Here is a 26,931-nt window from a genome sequence, read left to right on the forward strand (position 1 = left end):
GACGCAAAAATATTTATGAAAAAGATTCTTATTTGTGTCCGGTTTTCATTTCTCATCCCACCTATCTCCTGAACACTTCCACACGATCAGGAGAACGCTGTGTTTAACCCGCTGCCCACTGCCCTTTCCGCCGCTGTTACTTTGGCTACCCTGGCCAGCCCCGCGCTGGTGCAGGCGCAAGACCTGTCGTTCAACCTGGCGACCGGTCCCCTCGCTCGCACCCTGAACGCCATCGCCAGCCAGAGCGGGCAGATTCTTTCGCTGAACCCTGCGCTGGTGCAGGACAAACAGGCCCCCGCCGTGGTCGGCCGGATGTCCGCCGAGCAAGCCCTGAACACCGCCCTGTCCGGCAGCGGCCTGCAATTGCGGGTGACCGCCCAGGGCAATTTCAGCGTCGAGCCGGCTGCCGACAACAGCGGCGCGGTGCAACTGGGGGTCACCAGCATTGTCGAGCAGAGCGCCGACGCCACCACCGAGGACTCCGGTTCCTACGCGGCGCGCGCAGTGACCATCGGCAAGGGCAGCCACAGCCTGCGGGAAACACCCCAGTCGGTCAGCGTAATGACTCGCAAGCAACTGGACGACCAGGGCCTGACCGACCTCAAGGATGCGGCCAACCAGACCACCGGGCTGGTGGGTGTGCAAGGCGTCGGCAAGGGCATGATTCTGACCTCGCGCGGCTTCCAGATCGATGACTGGCAGTACGACGGCGTGCCGATCCCGCGCAACACTTACGCCCTGGGCAACTGGGCGACCCAGGACCTGATCTTCTTCGACCGCATGGAAGTGCTGCGCGGCGCTTCCGGTCTGTTGCAAGGCGCCGGCAGCCCCGGCGGCGCGATCAACCTGGTGCGCAAGCGCGGCCAGAATGTGCCGACCGTGGCCCTCACCGCCAAGGCCGGAACCTGGGATCACTACGGCCTGCAACTGGACGCCGGCGGCCCGCTGAACAGCAGCGGCACGGTACGCGGTCGCTTCGTTGCCGACGAGGATCAGAGCAACTCGTTTATCGACTACGACTGGAGCAAGACCCATTCGTTGTACGGCGCCCTGGACTTCGACTTGCGCGACGACACCACCCTCGGCCTGGCTGTCAGCAACTCCGACGCCAGCGCCCGGCCGATGGTTCGCGGCCTGCCACGCTACGCCAATGGCAAGACGGTGGATCTGTCGCGCTCGACCTTCACCGGTTCCGACTGGAACCGTTCGCACATCGACGTGACCACGGTCTATGCCGACCTCGAACACCGCTTCAACGACGACTGGAGCGCCAAGGTCGGCGCGGTGCGTATGAGCGAGAACAACGACTCGACCCAACAACGGGTGCAGAGCAGCGGCGATGGCCTGAACCTCGATGGCACTGGCGTGCAGTACGCCGACTGGGTCACCGATTTCGACTCAACCAAGGTTGGCGTCGACGCCAACCTGGTCGGGCATTTCGACGCCTTCAACATGGCCCAGGAAATCGTCGTCGGCGGCAACTATTCCAAGTTCACCTCCGATGACCGCATCGCCCGGACTTTCAACGACAGCAGCGACAGCATCTTTGACATTGATCATCACCGCCCCGCCATCAGCTACGACAGCCTGCTCAACACTCCGGGCGGGCGCGGCACCAGCAGCAAGTACGACATTCGCCAGAAAGGCCTGTACGGCACCTGGCGAGTCAAGCCGATCGAGCCGTTGACCCTGATCCTCGGCAGCCGCGTCAGCTGGTACGACTACCGCTACACCGCCGCCAACGAGTTCGCCATCACCCATGACATCGCGGTGCAAAACCCCAGCACCATGAGCGAAAACGGCGAAGTCACGCCGTTCCTCGGCGCCATCTACGACCTCAACCGCGAGTGGTCGGTGTACGCCAGCTACACCGATGTGTTCCAGCCGCAGAGCGAGCGCGATGCCAGTGGCAGCGTGCTCAAGCCGGTGGTGGGCAGCAACTATGAAGTCGGCCTCAAGGGCGAATTGCTCGACGGCCGGGTCAATACTTCCTTCGCGCTGTTCCGCTACGACCAGGAAAACCGCGCGGTGAATGACGTCGCCTCGGGCTTCGCCTGCGACGGCTGGTACTGCTCGACCGCCTCGGGCAAGGTGCGCAGCCAGGGCCTGGATGCGGAAGTCAGCGGCGAAGTGCTCGACGGCCTGAACCTGTTCGCCGGCTACACCTACAACACCACCAAGTACCTCGATGACCCGGTCAATGAAGGTCGAGTGTTCAGCCAGTGGACGCCCAAGCACATGCTGCGGGTGTGGAGCGACTATCAGTTCAGCGGCGACTGGAGCCGGGTCAACGCCGGCCTGGGCTTTACCAGTCAAAGCCATACCCTGGGTTACGAGCGAACCTATGAAGTGCCTGGCTATACGGTGTGGAACGCACGCCTGGGCTACAAGCTGAGCGAGGAAGTCGACCTGGCGCTGAACGCCTACAACCTGTTCGATAAACATTACTACGTCGCCGGCTACAACCAGCTCGACGGCAACAACAACTTCGGCGACCCGCGCAACCTGATGTTCAGCGTCAAGTACACCCCGACCTTCTGAGCCTTTGCTCGTCACCCACTGCAGGCGCCAGCCTGCTGGCGATAGCGGTAGGCCAGTCAATATTATTGGCGGCTGACACACCGCTATCGCGGGCATGCCCGCTCCCACAGTGGGTGTGTGGAAGCCTGTCGACTCGTGGCGATGAAGTTGACGCGGTCTGGCCAATGTTCACCTAAGCTCAAAAGTCATGGCATGCCGCCATCAACGGACAGTGATGCAGGGTGTTCGTCATGAATCTGAAATCCGTGTGGTCGACCGTCCTGCCTCGCGGATCGGTCGACGCGATTGCCCCGACCCGACGCTTCGACCTGCTGCGCTGGTTCTCGCTGATCAGCTTTGTCCTGATCAGCGCCATTGCCTTCGGCCTGGGATCGATCTCCACACGCTTCCTGATCAACGAGAGCCTGGAGCGCGACGCCCTGCTGTCAGCACAGTTCATTCAGAGCCTGGCCAAGGGCGAAGTCCGGCATCACGGTTTATCCGGGATGCGCATGGGCGACATCCTCGCGCCGGTCGACTACGCCATGCTGGCACCGGACATCGCGCAGAATCGCCTGCGCGCGCGCTCGGAGTTCTTCGATCACCTGGCAAACCTGCCTGACACCCTGCTAATCAACATCTACTCGGCGCAACGCCGGGTGATCTGGTCGAGCAACCCGCAACTGATCGGGCACAGGATTGACGATGACCCCGCCCTCGATGCCACCTTCAGCGCCAGGGAACCGGTGCTGGTGCGCTACAGCGAACTGAATGAACAACGCCCCGAACAGAAATTCCTCCGTGAACCGGAAATGTTCTACATCGAGAACTACATTCCCCTCAGCGACGACCGCGGCAACATCCTCGCCGTAGTGGAAATCTGCAAGGAACCGGTAGACCTGATCGAACGGGTCAACCGTGGCTATGCCTGGATCTGGCTGTCCACCGCGGTCGGCGGCCTGCTCCTGTACTTCGGGCTATTCTGGATCGTGCGCCGGGCGGCGATGCAACTGGCCGCGCAGGAAAACCAACTGGTCGCCAACAAAACCTACGTCGGCCTGGTGGAAATGTCCTCCGCCGTCGCCCACAACCTGCGCAACCCGCTGGCGGTCATTCGCAGCAGCGCCGAACTGGCCCATGACACCCCCGGCCAGCCAGCCAAAAACAACATTGGCGATATCATCGGCCAGGTCGATCGCATGGCCGGCTGGGTCCACGACTTGCTGGTGTGTCTGCGGCCTCTGCGCGGTGAACCGCAACCTCTGGCTCCGCTGCCGATCGTCCAGACGGCGCTGACCCAGTTCAGCCAACAGTTGACCCTGGCGCAGGTGCGGGTCGAGTTCAAGCCAGAACCGCTGCCGCTGATCATCAGCCACCCGTTGCTGCTGTCACAGATCCTCAACAGCGTGATTGCCAATGCCATGGAAGCGATGCACGGCGGCGGAACCCTGAGCATCAGCGCGCGCCTCGACAAGTCGCGGCAATGGCTGGACCTGATCATCGCCGACAGCGGTGAAGGCATGTCACGGCAACAGGAACTGCTGGCGTTCAAATCTTTCTACACCACCCGACAGGGACGGCTGGGCATCGGCCTGGTGATGGTCAAGCAGATCATGCAGAGCTTTGGCGGCGAGGTCAGCCTGAGCACCTTCGAGCAGCAGGGCACGTCCGTGTGCCTGCGGTTCAAGGTGGCGCAATGAGTCAGTCTTTATGGAGGATTCAAACTTGTACCGACACCCCCTGAACACTGCGGTAATCATCCATCTTGTCGAGAGAAGCATTATACCTGGCCATGGCATTTATCCTTTTTACGCACGCTAAGGAAAAGCTGATGAGCAACGCCTCCGCGCCCTCCGCACTATTGCCCCCGTTGACCTCCAATAACTGGATGCAGTGCTTCAAGTCCTCAATAATCCCTGGTGAATAAAGTTTGCCATGCTCGTCCATATGCTCAAATGCAGCCCATGCCTCAAGGACCAGTTTGGTTCTGTAGGCTTTTCTTTCATCCCGCAGACCTCGCTCATACCCGGTTCTTTCGGCGCCCCGTTGTTCATCCAGATGTTGATTTGCCAAGACCCGCGCGGCCAGTGCCTGATGAGTTTGCAGAGCATGCAATTGCTCGGCGCCGCGTGCGCATTTGTTTTTCCAGAATGACCTGACTCGGCGGACCCAGGCGGGATAAATCGACAGACATTGCGCAGAAGTCACGCGGGTTTGCGCTGCTACTTCCTCGAATGTGAGCACCGCCACCGGCAATCGGGTGCCCTTGCCAAAAAGGGCATCGAACAACTTCCCGAGCGTTGTATAAGTCGAGAGCTTCGGCAGACAAGTCCACTGAGTAAAACAATCGACCTGCTGTGAGTTCAACCCAGAACAGTCAACCAACAAACTGTAATGTTCAAATAGTCGGATTTGTATATTTACGGTCGTGATCATTTTCAACGTCCCCATCGCACTTGGCTGCTTTCGATGTGGGCATGTAACCATATGAAAATGCGCAAGAAAACACCAAAAATATATATTATTGGTTTTGTCAATATTTTATTTAATTTTATTGTTTGCTAATCTAACCCTTATCTCGCGCTTAAAAAAAAGCACTCACGGCATAAGGGAAGTTAAATACCCCTTTAGTCGCGCCTGTGCGCCCCTCATACGACTATTTCACCACTGCTGTCCCGCCTCTTTACCCCCTACTTGAATCGCGCTGGCAACTGCTCGGCAAACGGATAAAAACCAAAATACGGCTTGGCCTCTTCGATCACCCGTGCGAACGAAGGCCGGCTGGCCAGGCGCTCGAAATAAGCGCTCAAGCCAGGACACTCCGCGGAAAACGGCACCAGGGTGCTGGCGTAGAACAGCGCCGGGGCAGCGGCGCAGTCGGCCAGGCTGAAATCGTCACCGACGATCCAGGCATGGCCGGCGAGTTGGCGCTCGATCATGCCGTAGGCGGTGGCCAGGGTGGTGCGCGCAGCACTCAAGTCGGCATGGGTGCCACGCAGACGGTCGGCGACGATTTCCTGCATCGGGCTGTGCACGTAGTTGTCGAAAAAGCGGTCCCAGAAACGCACGTCCAATGCCCTGCCCCAATCGCTTGGCAACAACGGATGCAGCCCGCCGTAATAGTGGTCGAGGTATTCGATAATCACACTCGACTCCGCCACATCACGCTTGCGCAGTTGATCATGGAGCACCGGAAATTTTCCCATTGGCCACAGCAACTGCAGCTCCAGGCGGTCAGCGTCGTTACCCAGATTGATGATCCGGCGTTCGAATTCAACGCCGCACTCATTCAACGCGATCAGCACCTTGTGGCAGTAGGACGACAGCGGGTGGAAGTACAGAGTCAGTGACATGTCAGGCCCCTCGATGTAACAAAGTTTTTCTATGCGCAACTTGCATCTTCCAACTATAGGCTAGGCTTTGAGCAGCTCATTGCTCACGATGCTCGTATCTGCAGGGTTGGATGGTTTTCTGGAGAGCGTCTGCAACAGCTGCCTCAGACAGGACTAATCCGTTCGCGCAGGATTGACCAGATGACCGAGCCTCTTCTCAGCTTTGATGCACTCAAGCGCGCCGCGGCCAACGGCGAAATCGATACCGTACTGGTGTGCATGGTCGACATGCAGGGCCGCCTCGTTGGCAAGCGCTTCCAGGTCGAATTCTTCATCGACAGCGGCTACCAGGAAACCCATTGCTGCAACTACCTGCTGGCCGATGACATCGACATGGAGCCGGTACCCGGCTACGCCGCCGCCAGCTGGAGCAAGGGCTACGGCGACTTCGTGCTCAAGCCCGACATGTCCACCCTGCGCCGCGTGCCCTGGCTCGAAGGCACCGCCCTGGTGCTGTGCGACGTGCTCGATCACCACCACCGCCAGGACCTGCCCCACAGCCCACGGGCAATCCTCAAGAAGCAGGTCGAGCGCCTGCGTGCCCGAGGCTACACCGGTATGTTCGCCTCGGAACTGGAGTTCTACCTGTTCGACGAGAGCTACGCGGACATCCACCGGCGCAACTATCAGGCACCGAAGACTGCCGGGCACTACATCGAGGACTACAACATCCTCCAGACCACCCGCGAGGAACCGGTGCTGCGGGCGATTCGCAAGCACTTGCAGGCCTCGGGGATTCCCGTGGAAAACTCCAAGGGCGAATGGGGCCCGGGCCAGGAGGAGATCAACATTCGCTACGCCGACGCGCTGACCATGGCCGACCACCATGTGATCATCAAGCACGCCTGCAAGGAGATCGCGCAGTTGCAGGGCAAGGCGATCACCTTCATGGCCAAGTGGCGTTACGACGCCGCCGGTTCCAGCAGCCATATCCACAATTCGCTGTGGGACAAAAGCGCGAAAAAGCCGCTGTTCTTCGATGCCAAGGCTGAGTTCGGCATGTCCAAACTGATGCGCGCCTGGGTCGCCGGGCAACTGAAATACGCCGGTGATATCACCTGCTTCCTCGCGCCTTATATCAACTCCTACAAACGCTTCCAGGCCGGCACCTTTGCGCCGACCCGGGCGGTCTGGAGCCGCGACAATCGCACCGCCGGATTTCGCCTGTGTGCCGAAGAAAGCAAATCGATCCGCATCGAATGCCGGATCGGCGGCGCCGACCTCAACCCCTACCTGGCCTTCGCCGCGCTGATTGCCGCAGGTCTGGCCGGTATCGACGAGAAGCTCGAACTGGCGCCGCCCTACGAGGGCGATGCCTACGCCGACGAGCAACTGCCGGAAGTCTCCAAGACCCTGCGCGAGGCCTGCGCCGCACTCAAGGTCTCGGGCATGTTGCGCGAGGCTTTTGGCGACGAGGTGGTCGAGCATTACGTGCACACCGCCGAGTGGGAACAGAAAGAGTACGACCGGCGGATCACCGACTGGGAACTGCAGCGCGGCTTCGAGCGCTATTGAGAACGGCATGACAACCAAGGTCCAGCTGATTTCCCCGGTCAATGGCCGGGTCTATGTCGAGCGCCAGTGTGCCGATGCGGCGCAGATCGACCAGGCCGTAGCGGATGCCTGCGCCGCGCAGATCCTCTGGCGCCGGCGCAGCCTCGACGAGCGTGCGGCACTGTGCAACGCGGCGGTGCAGGCGATGCTGTCGATGCAGGAGCAGATCGTCCCGGAGCTGGCCTGGCAGATGGGTCGCCCGGTGCGTTACGGCGCCGGCGAGCTGCGCGGGTTTGCCGAGCGCGCCCGCTACATGATCGGCATCGCCGCCCAGGCCCTGGCGCCCATCGAGCCCGAACCCATCGCCGGTTTTCGCCGAACCATCAAGCGCGAGCCGCTGGGCACGGTGCTGGTGGTCGCACCCTGGAATTACCCCTACCTGACGGCGGTGAACAGTGTCATCCCGGCGCTGATGGCCGGCAATGCAGTGATCCTCAAGCACGCCACGCAAACCCTGCTGGTGGGCGAGCGTTTTGCCCAGGCCATGCAGCAGGCCAATCTGCCGCCGGGGCTGTTTCACAACCTGCTGCTCGATCACTCGCAGACCGCCGCATTGATTGCCTCGGGCCGCGTACAGCAGGTCAATTTCACCGGTTCGGTGGACGCCGGGCGGGCCATGGAGAACGCCGCCTGCGGGCGCTTTATTGGCGTCGGCCTGGAACTCGGCGGCAAGGATCCGGCCTACGTGCGCGCCGACGCCAACCTCGAGCATGCGGTGGAAAACCTGGTGGATGGCAGCTACTTCAATTCCGGGCAAAGCTGCTGTGCGATTGAACGTATCTACGTCGACAGAAAGCTCTTCCCGGCCTTCGTCGAGCGCTTTATCGCCCTGACCAGCAAATACGTGCTCGGCAATCCGCTGAATGAAGCCACGACCCTCGGCCCACTGGTTTCGGCCGGCGCCGCCGACGCGGTGCGCGGGCAGATCGACGCGGCTGTGAAGCAAGGCGCGACGGCCCTGATCGATGCCCGCGCCTTCCCTGCCGACCTGCCAGGCAGCGCCTATCTGGCGCCGCAAGTGCTGGTGGATGTCAGCCACCGGATGGCAGTGATGCGCGAGGAAAGCTTCGGCCCGGTGGTGGGCATCATGCCGGTGGACGATGACGAGCACGCCCTCACCTTGATGAATGACAGCCCGTTCGGCCTCAGCGCCTCGCTCTGGACCCGCGACCTGACCGCCGCCGAGCGCCTGGGCAACGAAATCACCACCGGCACGGTATTCATGAACCGCTGCGATTACCTCGACCCGGCGCTGGCCTGGACCGGGGTCAAGCACAGCGGACGCGGGATCACCCTGTCGCGCCTGGGCTACGAACACCTGACCCGGGCCAAATCCTTCCACCTGCGGCACGAGGTGTAGCACATGAACCTGCGCGGAAACTGGAATTACCCCACAAGCATCCGTTTCGGCGTCGGGCGTATCAATGAGCTCGCCGAGGTCTGTCGAAGCCAGGGGATCCTGCGTCCGCTGCTGGTCACCGACAGCGGCCTGGCCCGCGCGCCGATTACCCTTGCCGCCGTGGAGGCGCTTCGTGATGCCGGGCTGGGGGTGGCGATGTTCAGCGACCTCAAGCCCAATCCCGTCGAAGCCAACCTCGCTGGAGGACTCGCAGCCTGGCGTGCCGGCCAGCATGACGGGGTCGTTGCGTTTGGCGGCGGCAGCGGCCTGGACATGGGCAAGCTGATCGCCTTTATGAGCGGCCAGACCCGCCCGGTCTGGGACTTCGAAGACATCGGCGATCAATGGACCCGCGCCGATGAGAGCCGCATCGCCCCGGTGATCGCGGTGCCGACCACCGCCGGCACCGGCTCTGAAGTCGGGCGCGCAGCAGTGATCATCGACGAACGAACCCACACCAAGCGCATCATCTTCCATCCGAAAATGATGCCCCGCGTGGTCATCAGCGACCCGGCCCTGACCGTGGGCATGCCGGCGAAAATCACCGCCGGCACCGGCATGGATGCCTTCGCCCATTGCCTGGAAGCCTATTGCGCCCCGGGCTTTCATCCGCTGGCCGACGGCATTGCGGTCGAAGGCATGCGCCTGGTCGCCAGTGCACTGGTGCGCGCGGTCCGCACCCCGGCCGACCTCGACGCCCGCGCGCAGATGCTCGCCGCCGCGGCGATGGGCGCCACCGCGTTCCAGAAAGGCCTGGGCGGCATGCACGCGCTGTCCCATCCGATTGGCGCGCTGCACGACACCCACCACGGCATGACCAACGCCACCGTGATGCCCTACATCCTGCAGTTCAACCGGCCGGCCATCGAGGAACGCATCACCCGCCTCGCCGCCTACCTGGGCCTGCCCAACCCGGGCTTCGACAGCTTCCTGGCCTTTGTCCTCAAGCTGCGCCAGGACATCGGCGTGCCCCACACTCTGCGCGAGCTGGTGGTAGGCGATCCCGAGGTCGAGCTGATTGCCGACATGGCGATCATCGACCCGTCCGCCAGCGGCAATCCGCTGACATTGAGCCGGGATGACGCCATCGGGATTTTCGACGCGGCCTGGCATGGCCGTCTCTAGCGCCTACGCCAGGCGCAGCACGTTTCAGGAGCAGTACAACAGGGTGTTGAACGCCAGGCCATCGCGTCCCATCGGCGCCGTGGTTATGAATCAAACCTGCAGGGGCACATGTGATGAATCCAGCAAGCCAGCCCGAATCCGCCGCCCATGACGACGACGTCAAGGCGTTGCACAGCATGGGTTACGCCCAGCAACTCTCGCGCCGAATGGGGGTGTTCTCCAATTTTGCGATTTCCTTCTCGATCATCTGCATCCTCTCCGGCGGCATCAACTCGCTGGCCCAAGGCACCTCGGGTGCAGGCGGCGCGGCCATCGGCATCGGCTGGCCCATCGGCTGCCTGATCTCCGGGGTGTTCGCCCTGGCCATGGCGCAGATCTCCTCGGCCTACCCCACGGCGGGCGGGCTGTACCACTGGAGTTCGATCCTAGGCAATCGCTTCACCGGCTGGCTCACTGCCTGGTTCAACCTGCTGGGGCTGGTGACGGTGCTCGGGGCAATCAACGTCGGCACCTATTACTTCTTCTTCGGCGCCTTCGGCCCGGCCCTGGGCATGGAGGACACCATCACCACCCGGGTGATCTTCATGGCGATCCTCACCGGCATCCAGGCCATGTGTAACCACCTGGGCATCGGCCTCACCGCCAAGCTCACCGACTTCTCCGGCTACCTGATCTTTGCCACCGCGCTGGCCCTGACCATTGCCTGCCTGATCGCCGCGCCCAGCTACGACTTCGCCCGCCTGGTGACCTTCGGCAACTACTCCGGCGAGGCCGGCGGCAGCGTCTGGCCCCAAGTGTCCAATGGCTGGGTGTTCATGCTCGGGCTGCTGCTGCCGATCTACACCATCACCGGCTACGACGCCTCGGCGCACACCTCCGAGGAAACCCGCCAGGCAGCGACCTCGGTGCCCTGGGGCATGGTCATGTCGGTGATCTGGTCGCTGCTGTTCGGCTGGCTGATGCTCAGCTCCTTCGTGCTGATGCTGCCCAGCCTCGACGAAGCCGCGACCCATGGCTGGAGCGTGTTCTTCTGGGCGATGGACACGCAGATGAACCCGACCGTGAAAATGGCCCTGTACGTGGCGATTTTCATCTCGCAGTTTCTCTGCGGCCTGGCCACCGTGACCTCGGTGTCGCGGATGATCTTCGCCTTCTCCCGGGATGGCGGCCTGCCCTGTTCGAAAGCTCTGGCCAGCGTCTCCCCCAGCCATCGCAGCCCGGTGGCGGCGATCTGGACCGGCGCGACCCTGGCGGTGCTGTTCGTCTGGGGCTCGTCCCTGGTGTCGATCGGCGAAACCCCGGTTTACACCATCGTCGTCTCCTGCACGGTGATCTTCCTGTTCTTCTCCTTCATCATCCCCATCGTCCTCGGCCTGTTCACCTACGGCACCGCCAAATGGCCGACCATGGGCCCATGGAACATGGGGCGCGGGCTGTACTCGCTGTTCGCCGTGCTGTCGGTCCTGTCCATGGTGCTGATCTTCATCATCGGCATCCAGCCACCCAACGAATGGGCGCTGTACATCACCATCGGCTTCCTGGTCCTGACCGCTATCATCTGGTTCGCCTTCGAAGCCCGCCGCTTCCAGGGCCCGCCCATGGGCGAGATGATCCTCAAACGCCAGGCGGAGATAGCCGCGCAGGAAGCGGCGTTGCACCGGTCGGGGGAACGGTGACCGCACTCACTCGGCAAACGATCCCGTGCGCACCTCGCCGGCGCGCACATAACGGCAAATCAGCACACCACTGGGTGTGCTGGTGACCTGCTCAAGCCTGAACGCCGCAGCCTGGGCATCGTCACCGAATAGACGCTGCCCGCGACCGAGCACTACCGGAAACGTCATCAAGCGCAACTCATCAACCAATCCCGCCGCCAACAGTTGCCGCACCAGATCGCCGCTGCCCTGGGTCAAGAGCGGCGCCCCTGTGTGGCGTTTCAACGCGCACTGCAGCCCACACTTCAAACCACAATTCCCCCCTTGGCGATCCGCCCAAAACCCGCTGCAATGCGCCCCGCCCAAGCCCGCCAACCAGAAAAACCACTTCCAGGCAAATAAACCAAAATCCCCATGTGTTCCCCTCGTCTTTTTAAACGTCGCACTGTTCATCGCCCGTTTTCAGCCGTCTGGAGTTCCCCCATGCCCTCACCCAAATCCCTGCCCACCGCACTCCTCGGGCTGGCCCTCGCCTGTCCGGCCCTGGCGCACGCCGAGGGGCTGGAGTTGGGGCAGGTGTTGATTGATGCGCCGGGGCTCGAGGGTGCCGACCAGAGCGTGGCCGAGGCCGAGGCGCGGTTGGCGCAGGTGCCGGGGGGCAGCAATGTGGTGGATATGCGTCTGCCGCTGCAGGGTCGGGTGGCGAGCAATCAGGATGTACTGGCGTATCAGCCGGGGATTTATGCGCAGTCGGCGGGTAATGAAGGGGTGAAGATTTCGATTCGCGGCTCGGGCATCAACCGCGCGCCGGGGGCCCATGCTTCGGGGCTCTACGCGATGCTCGACGGCCTGCCGCTGACCGGTCCGGGTGGTACGCCTTATGAGCTGCTGGAGCCGTTGTGGCTCGATCATGTGGAAGTGCTGCGCGGTGCCAACGGCTTTGATCGCGGGGCGCTGGCCCTGGGCGGCGCCATCGATTATGTCAGTCACACCGGCTACAACGCGCCGAAGTTGCAGGTGCGCTATGCCATGGGCAGTCACGGGTATGTGCAGCGTCAGGTCAGTTCCGGGCAGGTGCTGGGGGATCTCGATTACTACGTGGCGCTGACCGACGCCAGTGCCGACGGCTATCAGGACCACACCGCCAGCGAGAGCCAGGGGCTGATCGCCAATGTCGGTTATCGCTTCAACCCGCAGCTGGAAACGCGCTTCTATATGCGTTACCGCGAAACCGATAACGATCTCGCCGGGCGGGTGACCAAGCATTCCATCGAACACGATCCACGGGCCGCCAACCCGGCCTACGTAACCCGGGACGACAGCCGCAAGCAGCCCGGCAGCACCTTTATCGGCAACAAGACCACCTACTACATCGACGACGATTCCAGCGTGCAGACCGGACTCGTCTATCACGATTATCCGATGGACCTGCGTGAAGGCCCGAACCGCCTGAAGGTGGCCTACACCGATGTCAGCGGCACCTTCGACTACAAGCGTCGCGATACCCTGTGGGGCCTGGAAAGCCGCAGCACCCTGGGCCTGCGCAGCACCAAACATCTGCCGAACGCCGGGGCCAGCGAGCGGGTGCGCATTCCCACCATTCCAAACACCATCAACTACGCGCCGGGCACCCCCATGCGCAACTTCACCTACCAGGGCTCAGACAACGTCCTGCATGCCAGCAACGACCTGGAGATTGCCGACGACCTGTGGCTGACCACCGGCCTTGCGGCAATCTACACCCGTCGCGAAAGCGCAGTGACTTACCCGGACGGCGGCGGCAAGACCAGCATGAGCGACTGGGACTATGCCCCGCGCATCGGCCTGCGCTACCAGCTGACGCCCGAGGTGCAAGTATTCGGCAATCTCAGCCGTTCGGTCGAGGCGCCCCATCCGTGGTCGCTGATCTACAGTGCCAACCAGCGCTTCGGCGATGGCAGCGGCCCGGCCACCGGCACCCAGCAAGTGCCCATCGAGTTGCAGAACCAGACCGCGACCACCCTCGAACTCGGCGGTCGTGGCGATGCGGGGTTGGGTCAATGGAGCCTGGCCTGGTACTACGCCCAGGTGCGTCACGAATTGCTCTCGGTGCTGCCCGACGCCAGCGCCGTCACGCCCTATGAATTGAACGCCAGCGCCACCGTGCACCAGGGCGTAGAAGCCAGTCTGCAGAGTGCGCTGTGGGCGGCGGCGGATGGCGGCAAGCTGAGCTTGCGCCAGAGCTACACCTTCAGTGATTTCCACTACCGCGACGACGAGCGTTTTGGCGACAACCGCCTGCCCGGCCTGCCGATGCACTACTACCAGGGGGAATTGCGCTACGACTGGCCGCAGGGTTTCTTCGCTGCGCTCAACACGCAACTGGTGTCAAAGGTGGCGGTGGATTACGCCAACAGCTACTACGCCGACCCTTACGCGCTATTCGGTGCGACCCTCGGCTGGAACGCACCCAAGGGCGACTGGCAGACCTGGCTCGACCTGCGCAACCTGACCGACAAGCACTACGCCGCCACCGTTACTCCGGGCTACGACGACAAGGGCCTGGACGCCGCCCGTTCGACACCCGGCGAAGGCATGGCGGCGTACGTCGGCATCACCTGGAATTTGCTCTAAAGGCGCGCGCCTCAGCCGGCCAATTCGCGCAAGCGCGCCAGCTCGGCGGCCGGTAAGGCGATGCCTTGCGCCAACGAGGTGGCCCGCTCCTGAAAGCGTCGGTCACCGGGCATACGCTGCAGCCCCACCTCACGCATGTGCCGGACCAGTTCTTCGCTGCGGCTGGCGAACCCGGCGCCGCCGGCCTTGCTCGGGTCGATGACGATAATCAGCTGGCCGGTCCACGGCGTTTGCGCGCCAGGATGCTTGGACCAATCGAACTCGAAAGAGAAGTTGCCGCCGGTCAGCGCCGCCGCCAGCAACTCGACCATCATCGACAGCGCCGAGCCCTTGTGTCCACCAAACGGCAACAGCGCGCCGCCGCCAAGAATGGCTTTCGGGTCACGGGTTGGCTGGCCCTGGCTGTCGACGCCCATGCCTTCGGGCAACAACTCACCCTTGCGCGCAGCGATCTGCACATCGCCATGGGCGATAGCGCTGGTCGCCAGGTCGAAAACGATCGGCTCGCCGCCGGCACGCGGCGCGGCGAAGGCGATCGGGTTGGTGCCGAACAGTGGCCGTTGCGCACCGTGGGGCACCACGCAGGTCATGCTGTTGACCACACTCAAGGCGACCAGGCCTTCATCGGCAAACGGCTCGACGTCCGGCCACAGTGCGGCGAAGTGGTGCGAGTTACGAATCGCCAACACGGCGATCCCGGCGCTGCGGGCTTTCTCGATCAGCAGGCTGCGGGCCGCCGCCAGGGCCGGCTGGGCGAAACCGCCGCCAGCGTCGACTCGCACGAAACCCGACGCCGCGTCTTCAACCTTAGGCACTGCCTGGCCGTTGACCCAACCGCTGGCCAGCGACGACAGATAACCGGCAATCCGAAATACGCCGTGGCTGTGGGAGCCGTCGCGCTGGGCGCTGGCGCAGTTGTAGGCCAGCACCTTGGCGACGTCGCTCGAGGTGCCGTGGCGCTCGAAAATCTGTTGCAGCAACAGCGTCAGGTCGGCGAACGAGATGGCGGCCATTTCCGCCGGGGCGGCAGTGGGTTGGGACATGCTGAGGCTCCAATCGAATTGTTTTTATGAGTATGAGGCGGCGCGAGCAACTATCCAGCGATGACAGTTATCTGTCAAATATTGACTTTATGACAGAAAACATCCATTTTCTGCCGCAAGCGCTGAATAACAACAGGAAACAGCCTTGAGCCAGCCTATCAAACAACGCCTTGAAAGTAGCCTGTCCACCGCCGCCGCGTCGGGCCGGGCGATTGCCAGCTATATGCTGGCCAATCTCTATGAGCTGCCGTTCCAGACCGCCGCCGATATCGCCGCCAAATTGAACGTCAGCGAATCCAGCGTCGGGCGCTTCTGCCGCTCCATCGGCTACAGCCATTTCAAGGATCTGAAAAACGACCTCAAGGCCGACCTTGGCGATGGTCCGTGGCTGGTCGGCGACCGCCTGCAGGAATTCCGCCAGCAAGCCAGCGAGGGCCCGCAAGGCCTGCCGCGCAGTTTCGAGCTGGAAGTGGCGGCGCTGGTCAAGGTCTACGAATACAGCCTGACCCCGGCCTGGCACACCGTCAGCCAGCGCCTGGCGACCCGGCGCAAGGTGTTTGTCGCTGGTTTCCAGACCGAGCGCGGCATCGCCGCCTCCATGGTCCACCTGCTGCAGTACCTGCGCGATGACGTGCATTGGGTCGACGGCGCCGCCGGGCATTACGCCGAAGTGCTGCTCAGCGCCCCCGAGGACAGCGCCCTGGTGGTGTTCGAAGCCCGGCGTTATTCGCGCCACGCCTTGACCCTGTGCCGCAAGGCCCGCGAAGCCGGGATCCCGGTGACCCTGGTCACCGACACTTTCTGCGACTGGGCCGAGCAGAACGCCGACGAGGTGTTCCGCGTGCCCACCGAATTCAATCTGTTCTGGGAATCGACCGCAGCGATGCTGTCGCTGGTCCACCTGCTGGTCAACGACGTCTGCAAGCAAATGCCGGCGGCCGTCGAAAAGCGTCTGGAGGCCATCGCGGCGCTGCACAACGAGTTCGTTGGATACACATCGTCACCAAGCTCAAAACAATAAAACGAGGTGCTGGATGAAACACGTCATTCGCTTTGCCGGTGCATGCGCAATGGTCCTGGCTGCTGCCAGCAGCGCGCAGGCTGAAGTACTGAAGATCGCCACCGAAGGCGCTTACCCGCCGTTCAACTACGTGGACTCGGACAACAAGCTGCACGGTTTCGATGTCGATATCGCCAACGCGCTGTGCGAGCGCATGAAGGTCGAATGCAGCATCGTCGCCCAGGACTGGGAAGGCATTATCCCGGCGCTGATGGCGAAGAAATACGATGCGGTGGTGGCGTCGATGATCGCCACCGACGAGCGCAAGCAGAAGATCGATTTCACCGAGCACTACTACCGCACGCCGCTGTCGGTGGCGGTACCCAAGGACTCGCCGATCACCGACGCGCAGACCAAATTCAAGGGCCTGACCGTGGGCGCCCAGGCGTCCTCGACCCAGGCCATCTACGCCGAAGACCACTACGCGCCGGCTGGTGCCGATGTGAAGTTCTACCCGACCCTCGATGAGGCTAACAGTGATCTGGCGGCCGGTCGCGTCGACGGTGTAATCGCCGACAAATTCCCGCTGCTGGCCTGGCTCGGCACTGCCGGCAAGGACTGCTGCAAGATCATTGGCGACGTCAATGGCACCACCGCCGATGCCTCGATCGCCGTGCGCAAGGGCGACGATGCCCTGCGCGAGCGCTTCAACAAGGCGCTGGATGAAATCGTCGCCGACGGCACCTACAAGCAGATCTCCAGTCGTTATTTCGACTTCGATATCTACTGATCCCCCGCCCCTCGGGCTTGCCTGAGGGGCATTCCATGCCGACCCATCGCCTCCTGCCCCGGCGGGCGCGGTGCTGCGTGCGAGCTTAATTTCTGCAGAGGGTTCGAGCATGTTCGAACATCTATCATTACTGTCTTTCGCCAGCGGCGGCTGGGGCTCGGCCCTGCTCGCGGGTGCGCTGGTGACTATCGTCCTGGCCCTGAGCTGCCTGCCCATCGGCCTGCCACTGGGTCTGGGCCTGGCGCTGGCCGCACGCTCGAAACGGCGTTGGCCGCGCGCCATGAGCACGGTGTTCGCCACCGTGTTCCGTGGCCTGCCGGAATTGCTGACGCTGCTGATCATCTATTACGGCTGCCAGATCGGCGCACAGAAACTCTTGGCCGCCATGGGCTACGAAGCCGAAGTGGCGATCAACCCTTTTGTCGCCGCGATGATCGCCTTCAGCCTGGTGTTTGCCGCGTTCTCCAGCCAGATCTGGCTCGGCGCCTTCAAGACCGTGCCCAAGGGCCAGTTTGAAGCCGCTGCAGCACTGGGCCTGTCCAAGTGGACAACCTTCACCAAAGTGGTGCTGCCGCAACTGGTGCGCATCGCCCTGCCCGGCCTCTCGAATAACTGGCTGTCGCTGCTCAAGGACACCTCGCTGGTGTCGACCATTTCCCTGGTCGACCTGATGCGCCAGACCAACCTGGCCGTCAGCGTGACCAAGGAACCGATGCTGTTCTATACCGTGGCGTGCTTCGGTTACCTGTTTTTCTCGGCGCTGTCCGGTCGCCTGTTCCAGTACCTGGAGCAGTACTTCAGCCGCCATCAACGGAGCGCGCGGACATGAGCCTGGTGGAATTGCAGCAGATGTTCCTCAGCCCCGACTTGCTGGAACGCTACGGCCCGCGCTTTATCGACGGCCTGCTGGTGACCGCCAAGCTGGTGGCGATCTCCTTCACCCTCGGCGCCCTGCTCGGCTTGCTGCTGGCCTTGGGACGTTTGTCGAGCAACCGCTTTCTCAATCGTTTTACCAGCGTCTACGTGTACTTCTTCCGTGGCTCGCCGCTGCTGGCGCAACTGTTCATGCTTTATTACGGCCTCGGCTCGTTCAAGGGTTTCTGGCAGGACGTGGGCCTGTGGTGGTTCTTCCGCGATGCCTGGTTCTGCACCCTGCTGGCCTTCACCTTGAACACCGCGGCGTACCAGGCGGAGATCCTCCGTGGCGCCATCCTGTCGGTGGCCCAGGGTCAGCGCGAGGCCTCGAAAGCCCTGAGCCTGTCGCGCTGGACCACCTTCCGCAAAATCATTCTGCCGCAGTCGCTGCTGGTGGCCATCGGACCGCTGGGCAATGAACTGATCCTGATGATCAAGGCCAGTGCGATTGCTTCGCTGGTGACCATCTACGACCTGATGGGCGTGACCAAACTGGCGTTCTCCCGCAGTTTCGATTTCCAGATCTACCTGTGGGCCGCGGTGCTTTACCTGATCATCGTCGAAGTGGTGCGACGCAGCCTCAAGGCACTCGAAGGCCGCCTCGGCCGCCACCTGCAGTAACGCGAATTGACTCGGGCTGCCGTGGCGGCCCCCTGTATCAAGGATCTACCCATGCATTGCGACACCATCGTTCTAGGCGCCGGGATTGTCGGCGTCAGCACCGCGCTGCACCTGCAGGCCCGTGGCCGCAAGGTCGTGCTGATCGACCGGCAACAATCGGGCAACGGCACCAGCCATGGCAACGCCGGGCTGATTGAACGTGCCAGCGTGATTCCCTATGCTTTCCCGCGCCAGCTGTCGAGCCTGCTGCGCTACGCCGGCAATCAGCAATCCGACGTGCGCTACAGCCTCAAGCACCTGCCCAAGGCCGGCCCGTGGCTGCTGCAATACTGGCGTCATTCCGGGGCCAAGGGCCTGGCCGCCGCGACCCGGGCGATGCTGCCGCTGGTGGAGCGCTGCGTCAGTGAACACGACCAGCTCTCGGAGCCGGCGGGGATGCAGCACCTGATCCAGACCAGTGGCTGGATCGAAGCCTACAGCTCACCCGTCGCCTTCGCCAAGGCCCAGCAGGATGCCGCCGCACTCAAGGAGTTCGCCCTCAATTACCGAGTGCTGGACCGTACGCAGATGCACGCCAAACAACCCGGCCTGCACCCGGATGTCATCGGTGGCATTCACTGGCTGGACCCCAAGACCGTCAGCGATCCCGGCGGCTTGACCCGGGGTTATGCCGACCTGTTCGTCGCCCGTGGCGGAGTGTTCGTGATCGGCGATGCACTGACGCTGCAGCAGCGCGTCGGCAAATGGGAAGTGCTCAGTGAACAGGGCCTGGTGGTTGCCGATGAAGCGGTGGTCACCCTCGGCCCGCAGGCGCGGGGCGTGTTCGAACCGCTGGGCTACAAAATTCCGCTGGCGATCAAGCGCGGCTACCACATGCACTACGCCGCCCAGCCCGGCGCCTCCCTGCAGCAGCCGCTGCTCGATCCGGTGGGCGGCTACGTGCTGGCGCCCATGGTCGGTGGGATTCGCCTGACCACCGGCATCGAGTTCGCCGACAGTGATGATCCGATCAACGAAATCCAGTTGCGCCGCTGCGAGGAACTGGCCAGCGCGTTCTTCCCGCTGGGCGAACGCCTCAACGCCGAACCGTGGCTGGGTCGTCGGCCGTGCTTGCCGGACATGTGCCCGGTAATCGGCCCGGCGCCCCGACACAAGGGCCTGTGGTTCAACTTCGGGCATGCCCACCACGGCCTGACCCTGGGCCCGGTGTGCGGACGCCTGCTGGCGGAAATGATGACCGGCGCCGCCCCCTTCACTGACCCAACCCCTTACAGCGCCGAGCGCTTCCACTGATTGTCGGAGATTCACATGTCTGCTCTCTCTGCCGTTAAAGACGCCGCGCCGCAAACCCGTGCCGACAACCGCAAGGTGGTGGTCGATATCGCCGGCCTGAACAAGTTCTATGGCGCCTTCCATGTGCTGCACGATGTCGACCTGAGCGTGCACGAAGGCGAACGTATCGTCCTCTGCGGACCCTCCGGATCTGGCAAGTCGACACTGATCCGTTGCATCAACCAGCTGGAAATCGCCGAGAAGGGTCGGATTCTGGTCAACGGTACCGACCTCGCCCACACCACCCGCGAAGCGGCCAAGGTGCGCAGCGAAATTGGCATGGTATTCCAGCACTTCAACCTGTTCCCGCACATGAGCGTGCTCGACAACTGCACCCTGGCACCGATCTCGGTGCGTGGCCTGAGCCGCAAGAAAGCCGAAGAACTGGCCGAGCACTTTTTGCAGAAAGTCGGGATCGCCAGCCAAGCCGGCAAATACCCCAGCCAACTCTCCGGTGGCCAGCAACAGCGGGTGGCGATCGCCCGCGCACTGTGCATGGAACCGAAGATCATGCTGTTCGACGAACCGACTTCTGCCCTCGACCCGGAGATGGTCAGCGAAGTGTTGGACGTGATGGTCAAACTCGCCGGCAGTGGCATGACCATGCTCTGCGTCACCCACGAAATGGGCTTCGCCCGCCAGGTCGCCGAACGCGTGCTGTTCCTCGACGGCGGCCGCATCATCGAAGACGCCCCGCCCGAAGCCTTCTTCAACGCTCCGCAAAGCGCCCGGGCCAAGGCGTTTTTGGCGCAGATTGTTCATTAAATTCCGGCACACCGCGGACCCGGTGCTCCGCCACTCATACTCGCCGGGACCATCCCGGGCGGCGATCGGCTGCTCGGGATGAGGCCTCCACATCCGCCAGGTGCAACGCCTGACCCACCGCCATCGCGATGCTGCGGTGATCCGATAAGCCAGCGTCCGTAAAACCAATGCAACAATTAACGCCGCACCCATCCTGGCAAACACCGTTATCTTTCTCGCTGCCAAACATTGGCACTCTGCTCATCCACAAAAGGAATTTGATATGGACAGAAACAATGAAAGGTCTTTCGTTGCACGGGTTTATAGCGACGGCAAAAAGATGGAATTTCTTCAAACTTCCAGCAATGCAAACATATTGACCACCCGAGAAGGATCCGGCCCGCCCCACGCGTACGACCCGATAAGCAAAAAGTGGGTTCGCGTAGGTCGTGGTCCACTGAAGTCCACTCTGCTGGTGCACTTGCGCTGCTACGACAGCCACTACCAGTTGCAGATTCTTGGTAAAAACGACACTTACCTCAGCGCCGACTACGACGATATTCTGGGTGCGTTCTCCAGTACGCAGCGCAATGTAACAAACTTCACCCTGCTGAACGCCGAACATCAACCTATCACCCTGGACGACTTGAATGACCCTCAGGCAGATATCTACCTGCAAACCGACAACGCAGGGCTGATAAAGCAATCACTTTTTGAAAAGTGGGGCTACACCTATACCTGCTTCACCCACACCGCCGGTGACCTCAGGTTGTTCAATCTGGATATTTTGCAGCGACAAGTCGTAACCCCCGATAGCCCGGAACAATACGACTAACCCCGGTCGATCCGCAGGCTGATGGATGGCCTGCAATTGAAAAAAACCAAAAAAAAACCCCGCATCTTTCGATGCGGGGCTTTTTCATTCAGCGCCTGATCAGGCCGCCGGTTCCAGCTCGGCAACAGCCGAGGCAGGAACCACTGCTTGACCGCTCAGGGCCAGGTCCAGCAGCTCGCGGTTGGCCACTGCATACATGGCGTAGTCGGTGCCGCTGGCGGCACGGATTTCCACCAGCATGGCGCGCCAGCGTTCGAGCATCGCTTCGTGCTGACCCATCCACAGGGCCAGGCGCGCTTCCACGTCCTGGCTGCCATCGCCCTGCTGCAGGACCGAGATGGTGATCGCCCGCTGTTGCCAGTCGACGTCATCGCGGAACGCTTCGCGGGCCAGGGCCTGCCAGTTGTTTTCCACCGGCAAGGCACTGATCTGCTGCAAGTACCAGGTGATGTCCAGCTTCTCGCCGACCGCGAAGTAGGCCTTGGCCACTTCCGCCGGATCCTGACCGGTCACATCGGAGGCTTCGATCACCGGCAGCAGGGTGTACAGGTGCGAGGTACCCGCCACCATCCGTGCCAACAGCTCAGGTACGCCAGCTTCGACGTACGCCTGGTAACGCTTCTGCCAGCCTTCGCGGGTCGGGCCTTCCAGCAGTTCGTCGAGTTTGAGACCCAACTCCTTGAGGTGCGGACCGAAATGCGCGACGTCACGGGCAGCGTTCTGCTCGTTGCGACGGGTACGCAGGAACCAGCGCGTGGCACGCCGACCGAGACGCATCAGCTCGTCCATCATCTCCAGTTGCACGTCAGCCGAAACCTTGTAGTCCAGGGCTTCGATCTGACGGAACCAGTGCGGGAGGTGGAAGATGTCACGCACGATCACATAGGCACCGGCCACGTTCGCCGGGGTCATGCCGGTCGACTCTTTGAGTCGCTGCACGAAGGTGATGCCCATGTGGTTGACCAGGTCGTTGGCGATCTGGGTGCTAACAATCTCGCGTTTCAGACGGTGACGGCGCATGGCGGCGGAGAACTTGCTCACCAGGGTCGGCGGGAAAGCGGTTTCCATGTCGCGGGTCAGGTAGTCGTCGTCCGGCACCAGGGAGCCCAACAGCTGCTCCTTGAGGTCGATCTTGCTGTAGGAGATCAGCACCGACAGCTCGGCACGGGTCAGGCCATGGCCTGCCGCAACGCGCTCATTGAGGGCATCTTCGGCCGGCAGGAACTCGATGGCGCGATCCAGCTTGCCGCGACCTTCGAGGTCGTTCATCAGACGCTTGTACTCGGCAATCCGTGCATAGGCACGACGGGCTGCCAGGGACAGGGCCTGGGTCTGCTTGTAGTTGTTGCCCAACACCAGGCCGCCGACTTCGTCGGTCATGCTCGCCAGCAACTGGTTGCGCTGCTTGTCGGTCATGTCACCGGCCTGCACCACTTCGTTGAGCAGGATCTTGATGTTCACTTCGTGGTCGGAGCAGTCCACGCCACCGGCGTTGTCGATGAAGTCGGTGTTGGAGCCGCCGCCATTGAGGCCGAACTCGACACGACCCAGTTGGGTCATACCGAGGTTACCGCCCTCGCCCACGACCTTGCAGCGCAGTTCGTTGCCGTTCACGCGCAGCGCATCGTTGGCCTTGTCGCCGACATCGGCGTGGCTTTCAGTGCTGGCCTTGACGTAGGTACCGATACCGCCGTTCCACAACAGATCCACTGGCGCCTTGAGCAAGGCATTCAGCAGTTCGGTCGGGGTCAGCTTGTCGGCCTGGATGTCGAAGCGCTCTTTCATCTGCGGGGAAATCGCGATGCTTTTCGCGCTACGGGAGAAGATCCCGCCGCCTTCGGACATGATGCTGGTGTCGTAGTCCGACCAGGCCGAACGCGGCAGGTCAAACAGGCGCTGACGTTCGACGAAGCTGTTGGCAGGCGTAGGATTCGGGTCGATGAAGATGTGCAGGTGGTTGAAGGCTGCGACCAGTTGCAGCTTGTCGGACATCAGCAAGCCGTTACCGAACACGTCACCGGCCATGTCGCCGACGCCCACTACCGTGATGCTGTCTTCCTGGACATTGATGCCGCGCTCGCGGAAGTGACGTTGTACGCCAACCCACGCGCCTTTGGCGGTGATGCCCATTTTCTTGTGGTCGTAACCCGCCGAACCACCCGACGCAAACGCGTCACCCAGCCAGAAGCCGTAGTCGATGGCGATGCCGTTGGCGATGTCGGAGAAGGTTGCAGTGCCCTTGTCCGCCGCTACCACCAGGTACGGGTCGTCATCGTCGTGGCGAACCACGTTCAATGGCGGAACCAGCGCGCCGTCTTTCAGGTTGTCGGTGATGTCCAGCAGACCGGAAATGAAGATGCGGTAGCAGGCGATACCTTCGGCCGCGATCTCGTCACGGCTGCCGCCCAGTGGCAGGCGACGCGGCAGGAAGCCGCCCTTCGCACCCACCGGCACGATCACCGAGTTCTTCACTTGCTGAGCTTTTACCAGGCCGAGAACTTCGGTACGGAAGTCTTCTTCACGGTCGGACCAGCGCAGGCCGCCCCGTGCGACGTTGCCGAAGCGCAGGTGCACGCCTTCAACACGCGGCGAGTAGACGAAGATTTCGAACTTCGGTACCGGCTTCGGCAGCTCTGGAATGGCGTGCGGGTTGAACTTGAAGCTGAAGTACGACTTGTTCTGGCCGTTGGCATCGGTCTGGTAGAAGTTGGTCCGCAGGGTGGCCTTGATCAGGTCCAGGTAGCGACGCAGGATGCGGTCTTCGTTGAGCACCTGGACGTCGTCCAGGGCGGTCAGAATCGCCTGCTCCAAGCGCTGCTGCTTGTCGTCCAGGTCTTCGCTGGTCAGCTTGCGTGCCAGGTAGAAACGGGTCTTGAACAACCGGGTCAATTCGCGAGCGATGTCGGTGTGGTTGTTCAGGGTGCTGGCGATGTAGCCGAGGTCGAAGCCCAGGCGAATCTGCTTCAGGTAACGCGCATAGGCACGCAGCAGCGCAACGTCGCGCCATGGCAGGCCGGCGGTCAGCACCAGGCGGTTGAACGCATCGTTCTCGGCGTCGCCGCGCACGATGTGCACGAACGCATCCTGCAGGGTGTCGTTGAGTTGCTGGATATCCAGGTCCAGACCTTCGGCAGCGGTGAAGGCGAAATCGTGAATCCAGAACTCGCGGCCATTGGTGTGACGCAGGCGATACGGGAACTCACCGAGCACGCGCAGGCCGAGGTTTTCCAGGATCGGCAAAACGTCGGACAGGGCCAGCGGGGTGTCGGCGTGGTACAGCTTGCAGTGCAGCTCGCGCTGGCCGGAGACTTGGCCCAGCGGCTGGTAGAAGCTCATTACCAGCGGATTTTTTTCGTTGAGGCTCAGCAGGTGCTGCATGTCGACCACCGCCGAATGCGCAGCAAAGCGCTCGCGGTAACCGGCCGGGAAGCCTTTCGGGAAGTCGGCCAGGACATTGGTGCCGTGGGCTTCGCCGAAGCTTTCGACGGTCAGCGCGGCGTAGTCGTCCTGCCAGCTGCGGCAAGCCTGGACCACTTCTTTTTCCAGCAACTGCGTGTCGATGTCGAGGCGGTTTTTCGGGTCGACACGCAGGATCAATTGCACGCGGGCCAGTACCGACTCGGAGAAGAAGGTCCAGAACTCGCAGTCGCTGGCCTTCAGGCGATCCATCAGCACTTGCTGGATCTTCTGCCGCACTTCGGTGGAATAGATGTCGCGTGGCACGTAGGCCAGGCAGTAGCAGAAACGGCCATATGGGTCTTTGCGCAGGAACACGCGAATCTTGTTGCGCTCCTGGATCTGCACGATCGACATCACGGTGCTGAACAGCTCGTCGACCGGGGTCTGGAACAGGTCGTCACGGGGCAGCACTTCGAGGACCTGGGCCAGTTCCTTGCCCAGGTGCGCCTTGGCCTGGAAGCCGGAACGCTGTTCGATCACTTCGACCTTGCGGCGGATGTACGGAATCACCCGCACGCTTTCGCCATACACCGAGGAGGTGTAGAGGCCCATGAAGCGGCATTCCTTGATCACCTTGCCGTCGGCATCGATCTGGCGGATCGACACGTAGTCAGGGTACGCCGGACGGTGCACACGACTCGGGTGCGCGGCCTTGGCGAACGACAGCGGGGTCGCTTCACGCAGGTAATTCACCGCGTAGTCTTCGATGCGCAGGTCTTCGGCGGTGAGGCCGGCGCGCAGCAGCTTGGTCAGGCCAAGGAAGGAATCCTGGTCATATTCGATATGACCGCCCGCCTGGTCTTCACGCACCACAAATTCTTCGTAGCCGAGGAAGGTGAAGTGATTGCCCACCAGCCACTCGAGGAAGCTCTTGATCTCGCCCTTCTCGTCAGCGGCGATGGCGAACTGGCTGTTGTCGACGCTGTCGATCAGCGCCTGGACCTTGGCCTTCATCGGCTCGAAATCAGCAACGGCAACCCGCACTTCACCGAGCACCTGCTCCAGTTCCTTGCTCAACACGTTGAGTTCGGCGGCATTGGCGCAGCGGTCGATTTCCAGGTACATCAGCGATTCTTGCAGAATGCCTTCGCCCTGGGTGCCTTTGGGCAGGATTTCCAGCAACTCGCCCTTGGCACCGCGACGCACGCTGAGCACGGTGGTCTGCAGGGTGTGGATGCTGTAGCCGCGACGGTTCAGCTCGGTGCGTACCGAGTCGACCAGGAACGGCAGGTCATGGTGCAGGACTTCAACCGCGGTGTGGGTCGACTGCCAGCCGTGGCGTTCGTAGTCAGGGTTGTAAACGCGCACTTGCGGTTGCGCATGATCGAAACGCTCAAGCAGGCGCCAGGCGGAAAGCGTGCAGCCGGCGAGGTCGGACAACCGGCGCTGAGTCAGTTCATCAAGAGAAATAATGCCGAAGAATTGTTCAGCGAACAGCGCCACTTGTGGCAGTGCCTGTTCACTGATGTGCTGCGCCAGTGCCGCTTGCAGTTGGTGCTGGAAGTCGGCTTTGCTGGCTGCGGTGAAGAACGCCATCTGTGGTACTCCGCTAGGGCTTGTTATTGATGGAAGCTCGCGTGCAAAACCCCTTTCGGGGCGCTGCGTCACCCTGGTCCTGAAACTCGGGCAGAGGTCGACAGGGTGACAGGTGGGTGAAGCTGGACGCGGCGTTCGCGTCACATTCACGTGTCACGATGGGCATCTGCAAAAACGACTGCCCGCCATCGGGCAATGCCTTTACAGGTGTCCATCCGTTGCGCAGCTTAACGAGAGCGGCAAGACCCGTGCTTGCGATGCTGCGACATATTCGGTCATCGGTACGCTGCTGCGCGGCGCTGCATCGAACAACACTAGCAGGCGATAGTGGAAATGGCGGCTTTATGCCTGGTTTTTCCGGGGTGGCGTACCGGAAATGACTGGTTTGCCCAGACGCG

The 26,931-nt window shown here is 62.2% G+C and carries 18 protein-coding genes and 1 pseudogene; 14 read left to right on the forward strand and 5 right to left on the reverse strand.

Translation table 11 applies throughout. The features are described from left to right. Positions 1-99: 99 nt before the first annotated feature. Together KW062_RS16875 and KW062_RS16880 are read left to right on the forward strand one after the other, a co-directional pair. Complete coding sequence (locus KW062_RS16875; RefSeq protein WP_105755369.1) at positions 100-2,541, forward strand: TonB-dependent siderophore receptor; 2,442 nt, start codon at positions 100-102, stop codon at positions 2,539-2,541. 230 nt (positions 2,542-2,771) lie between these two features. Further along, complete coding sequence (locus KW062_RS16880) at positions 2,772-4,220, forward strand: sensor histidine kinase (RefSeq protein ID WP_105755371.1); 1,449 nt, start codon at positions 2,772-2,774, stop codon at positions 4,218-4,220. Between the two features lie 19 nt (positions 4,221-4,239). Here KW062_RS16880 and KW062_RS16885 read toward each other — a convergent pair whose 3' ends face one another. Both KW062_RS16885 and KW062_RS16890 read right to left on the reverse strand, forming a co-directional pair. Next, on the reverse strand, positions 4,240-4,956 hold the full coding sequence (locus KW062_RS16885) for a hypothetical protein (protein ID WP_146118238.1): 717 nt from the start codon (positions 4,954-4,956) through the stop codon (positions 4,240-4,242). Positions 4,957-5,210: 254 nt separating this feature from the next. After that, a complete protein-coding gene (locus KW062_RS16890; protein ID WP_027618105.1) occupies positions 5,211-5,873 on the reverse strand; it encodes a glutathione S-transferase family protein in 663 nt (220 codons plus the stop codon). 180 nt (positions 5,874-6,053) lie between these two features. On the opposite strand from KW062_RS16890, the gene KW062_RS16895 reads away from it, so the two are divergent. The 4 genes from KW062_RS16895 to KW062_RS16910 all read left to right on the forward strand — a co-directional run bounded on the left by KW062_RS16895 (position 6,054) and on the right by KW062_RS16910 (position 11,666). After that, complete coding sequence (locus KW062_RS16895) at positions 6,054-7,427, forward strand: glutamine synthetase family protein (protein ID WP_105755373.1); 1,374 nt, start codon at positions 6,054-6,056, stop codon at positions 7,425-7,427. Between the two features lie 7 nt (positions 7,428-7,434). Continuing rightward, positions 7,435-8,826, forward strand: a complete 1,392-nt coding sequence (locus KW062_RS16900; protein ID WP_105755374.1) for an aldehyde dehydrogenase family protein — start codon at positions 7,435-7,437, stop codon at positions 8,824-8,826. Between the two features lie 3 nt (positions 8,827-8,829). After that, the gene (locus KW062_RS16905) at positions 8,830-9,990 is read left to right on the forward strand and encodes an iron-containing alcohol dehydrogenase (RefSeq protein WP_105755375.1); all 1,161 of its coding nucleotides are present in this window, start codon (positions 8,830-8,832) and stop codon (positions 9,988-9,990) included. Between the two features lie 113 nt (positions 9,991-10,103). Further along, positions 10,104-11,666, forward strand: coding sequence for an amino acid permease (locus tag KW062_RS16910; RefSeq protein ID WP_105755376.1), 1,563 nt, complete (start codon positions 10,104-10,106; stop codon positions 11,664-11,666). 6 nt (positions 11,667-11,672) lie between these two features. Here the strand turns inward: KW062_RS16910 and KW062_RS28965 are convergent. Further along, a pseudogene (locus tag KW062_RS28965) lies at positions 11,673-11,933 on the reverse strand (dihydrofolate reductase family protein); the annotation flags it as partial. A gap of 195 nt (positions 11,934-12,128) precedes the next feature. Here KW062_RS28965 and KW062_RS16920 point away from each other — a divergent pair. Then, the gene (locus KW062_RS16920) at positions 12,129-14,258 is read left to right on the forward strand and encodes a TonB-dependent receptor family protein (protein ID WP_105755378.1); all 2,130 of its coding nucleotides are present in this window, start codon (positions 12,129-12,131) and stop codon (positions 14,256-14,258) included. An 11-nt stretch (positions 14,259-14,269) separates the two neighbouring features. On the opposite strand, the gene KW062_RS16925 is transcribed toward KW062_RS16920, so the two are convergent. Further along, positions 14,270-15,301: an Ldh family oxidoreductase gene (locus KW062_RS16925; protein ID WP_105755379.1), complete on the reverse strand. Its 1,032-nt coding sequence runs from the start codon at positions 15,299-15,301 to the stop codon at positions 14,270-14,272. Positions 15,302-15,446: 145 nt separating this feature from the next. Between KW062_RS16925 and KW062_RS16930 the strand changes: the two genes are divergently transcribed. The 7 genes from KW062_RS16930 to KW062_RS16960 all read left to right on the forward strand — a co-directional run bounded on the left by KW062_RS16930 (position 15,447) and on the right by KW062_RS16960 (position 21,538). Next, positions 15,447-16,322, forward strand: coding sequence for a MurR/RpiR family transcriptional regulator (locus tag KW062_RS16930; protein WP_027616562.1), 876 nt, complete (start codon positions 15,447-15,449; stop codon positions 16,320-16,322). Positions 16,323-16,335: 13 nt separating this feature from the next. Continuing rightward, a complete protein-coding gene (locus KW062_RS16935) occupies positions 16,336-17,091 on the forward strand; it encodes a transporter substrate-binding domain-containing protein (protein WP_027616561.1) in 756 nt (251 codons plus the stop codon). Positions 17,092-17,200: 109 nt separating this feature from the next. After that, positions 17,201-17,920, forward strand: a complete 720-nt coding sequence (locus tag KW062_RS16940) for an ABC transporter permease (protein ID WP_105755380.1) — start codon at positions 17,201-17,203, stop codon at positions 17,918-17,920. Next, the gene (locus tag KW062_RS16945; RefSeq protein WP_027616559.1) at positions 17,917-18,627 is read left to right on the forward strand and encodes an ABC transporter permease; all 711 of its coding nucleotides are present in this window, start codon (positions 17,917-17,919) and stop codon (positions 18,625-18,627) included. Before KW062_RS16940 ends, KW062_RS16945 begins: the two co-directional genes overlap by 4 nt. 51 nt (positions 18,628-18,678) lie before the next feature. Beyond that, positions 18,679-19,920, forward strand: coding sequence for an NAD(P)/FAD-dependent oxidoreductase (locus tag KW062_RS16950; RefSeq protein ID WP_105755381.1), 1,242 nt, complete (start codon positions 18,679-18,681; stop codon positions 19,918-19,920). 15 nt (positions 19,921-19,935) lie between these two features. After that, complete coding sequence (locus KW062_RS16955; RefSeq protein WP_105755382.1) at positions 19,936-20,724, forward strand: amino acid ABC transporter ATP-binding protein; 789 nt, start codon at positions 19,936-19,938, stop codon at positions 20,722-20,724. A gap of 262 nt (positions 20,725-20,986) precedes the next feature. Then, positions 20,987-21,538: a hypothetical protein gene (locus KW062_RS16960; RefSeq protein WP_105755383.1), complete on the forward strand. Its 552-nt coding sequence runs from the start codon at positions 20,987-20,989 to the stop codon at positions 21,536-21,538. Positions 21,539-21,637: 99 nt separating this feature from the next. Here KW062_RS16960 and KW062_RS16965 read toward each other — a convergent pair whose 3' ends face one another. Then, a complete protein-coding gene (locus tag KW062_RS16965; RefSeq protein ID WP_027616555.1) occupies positions 21,638-26,533 on the reverse strand; it encodes an NAD-glutamate dehydrogenase in 4,896 nt (1,631 codons plus the stop codon). Positions 26,534-26,931 lie beyond the last annotated feature (398 nt).

The organism is Pseudomonas fluorescens, from assembly GCF_019212185.1.
In the GTDB taxonomy this organism is placed as follows: domain Bacteria; phylum Pseudomonadota; class Gammaproteobacteria; order Pseudomonadales; family Pseudomonadaceae; genus Aquipseudomonas.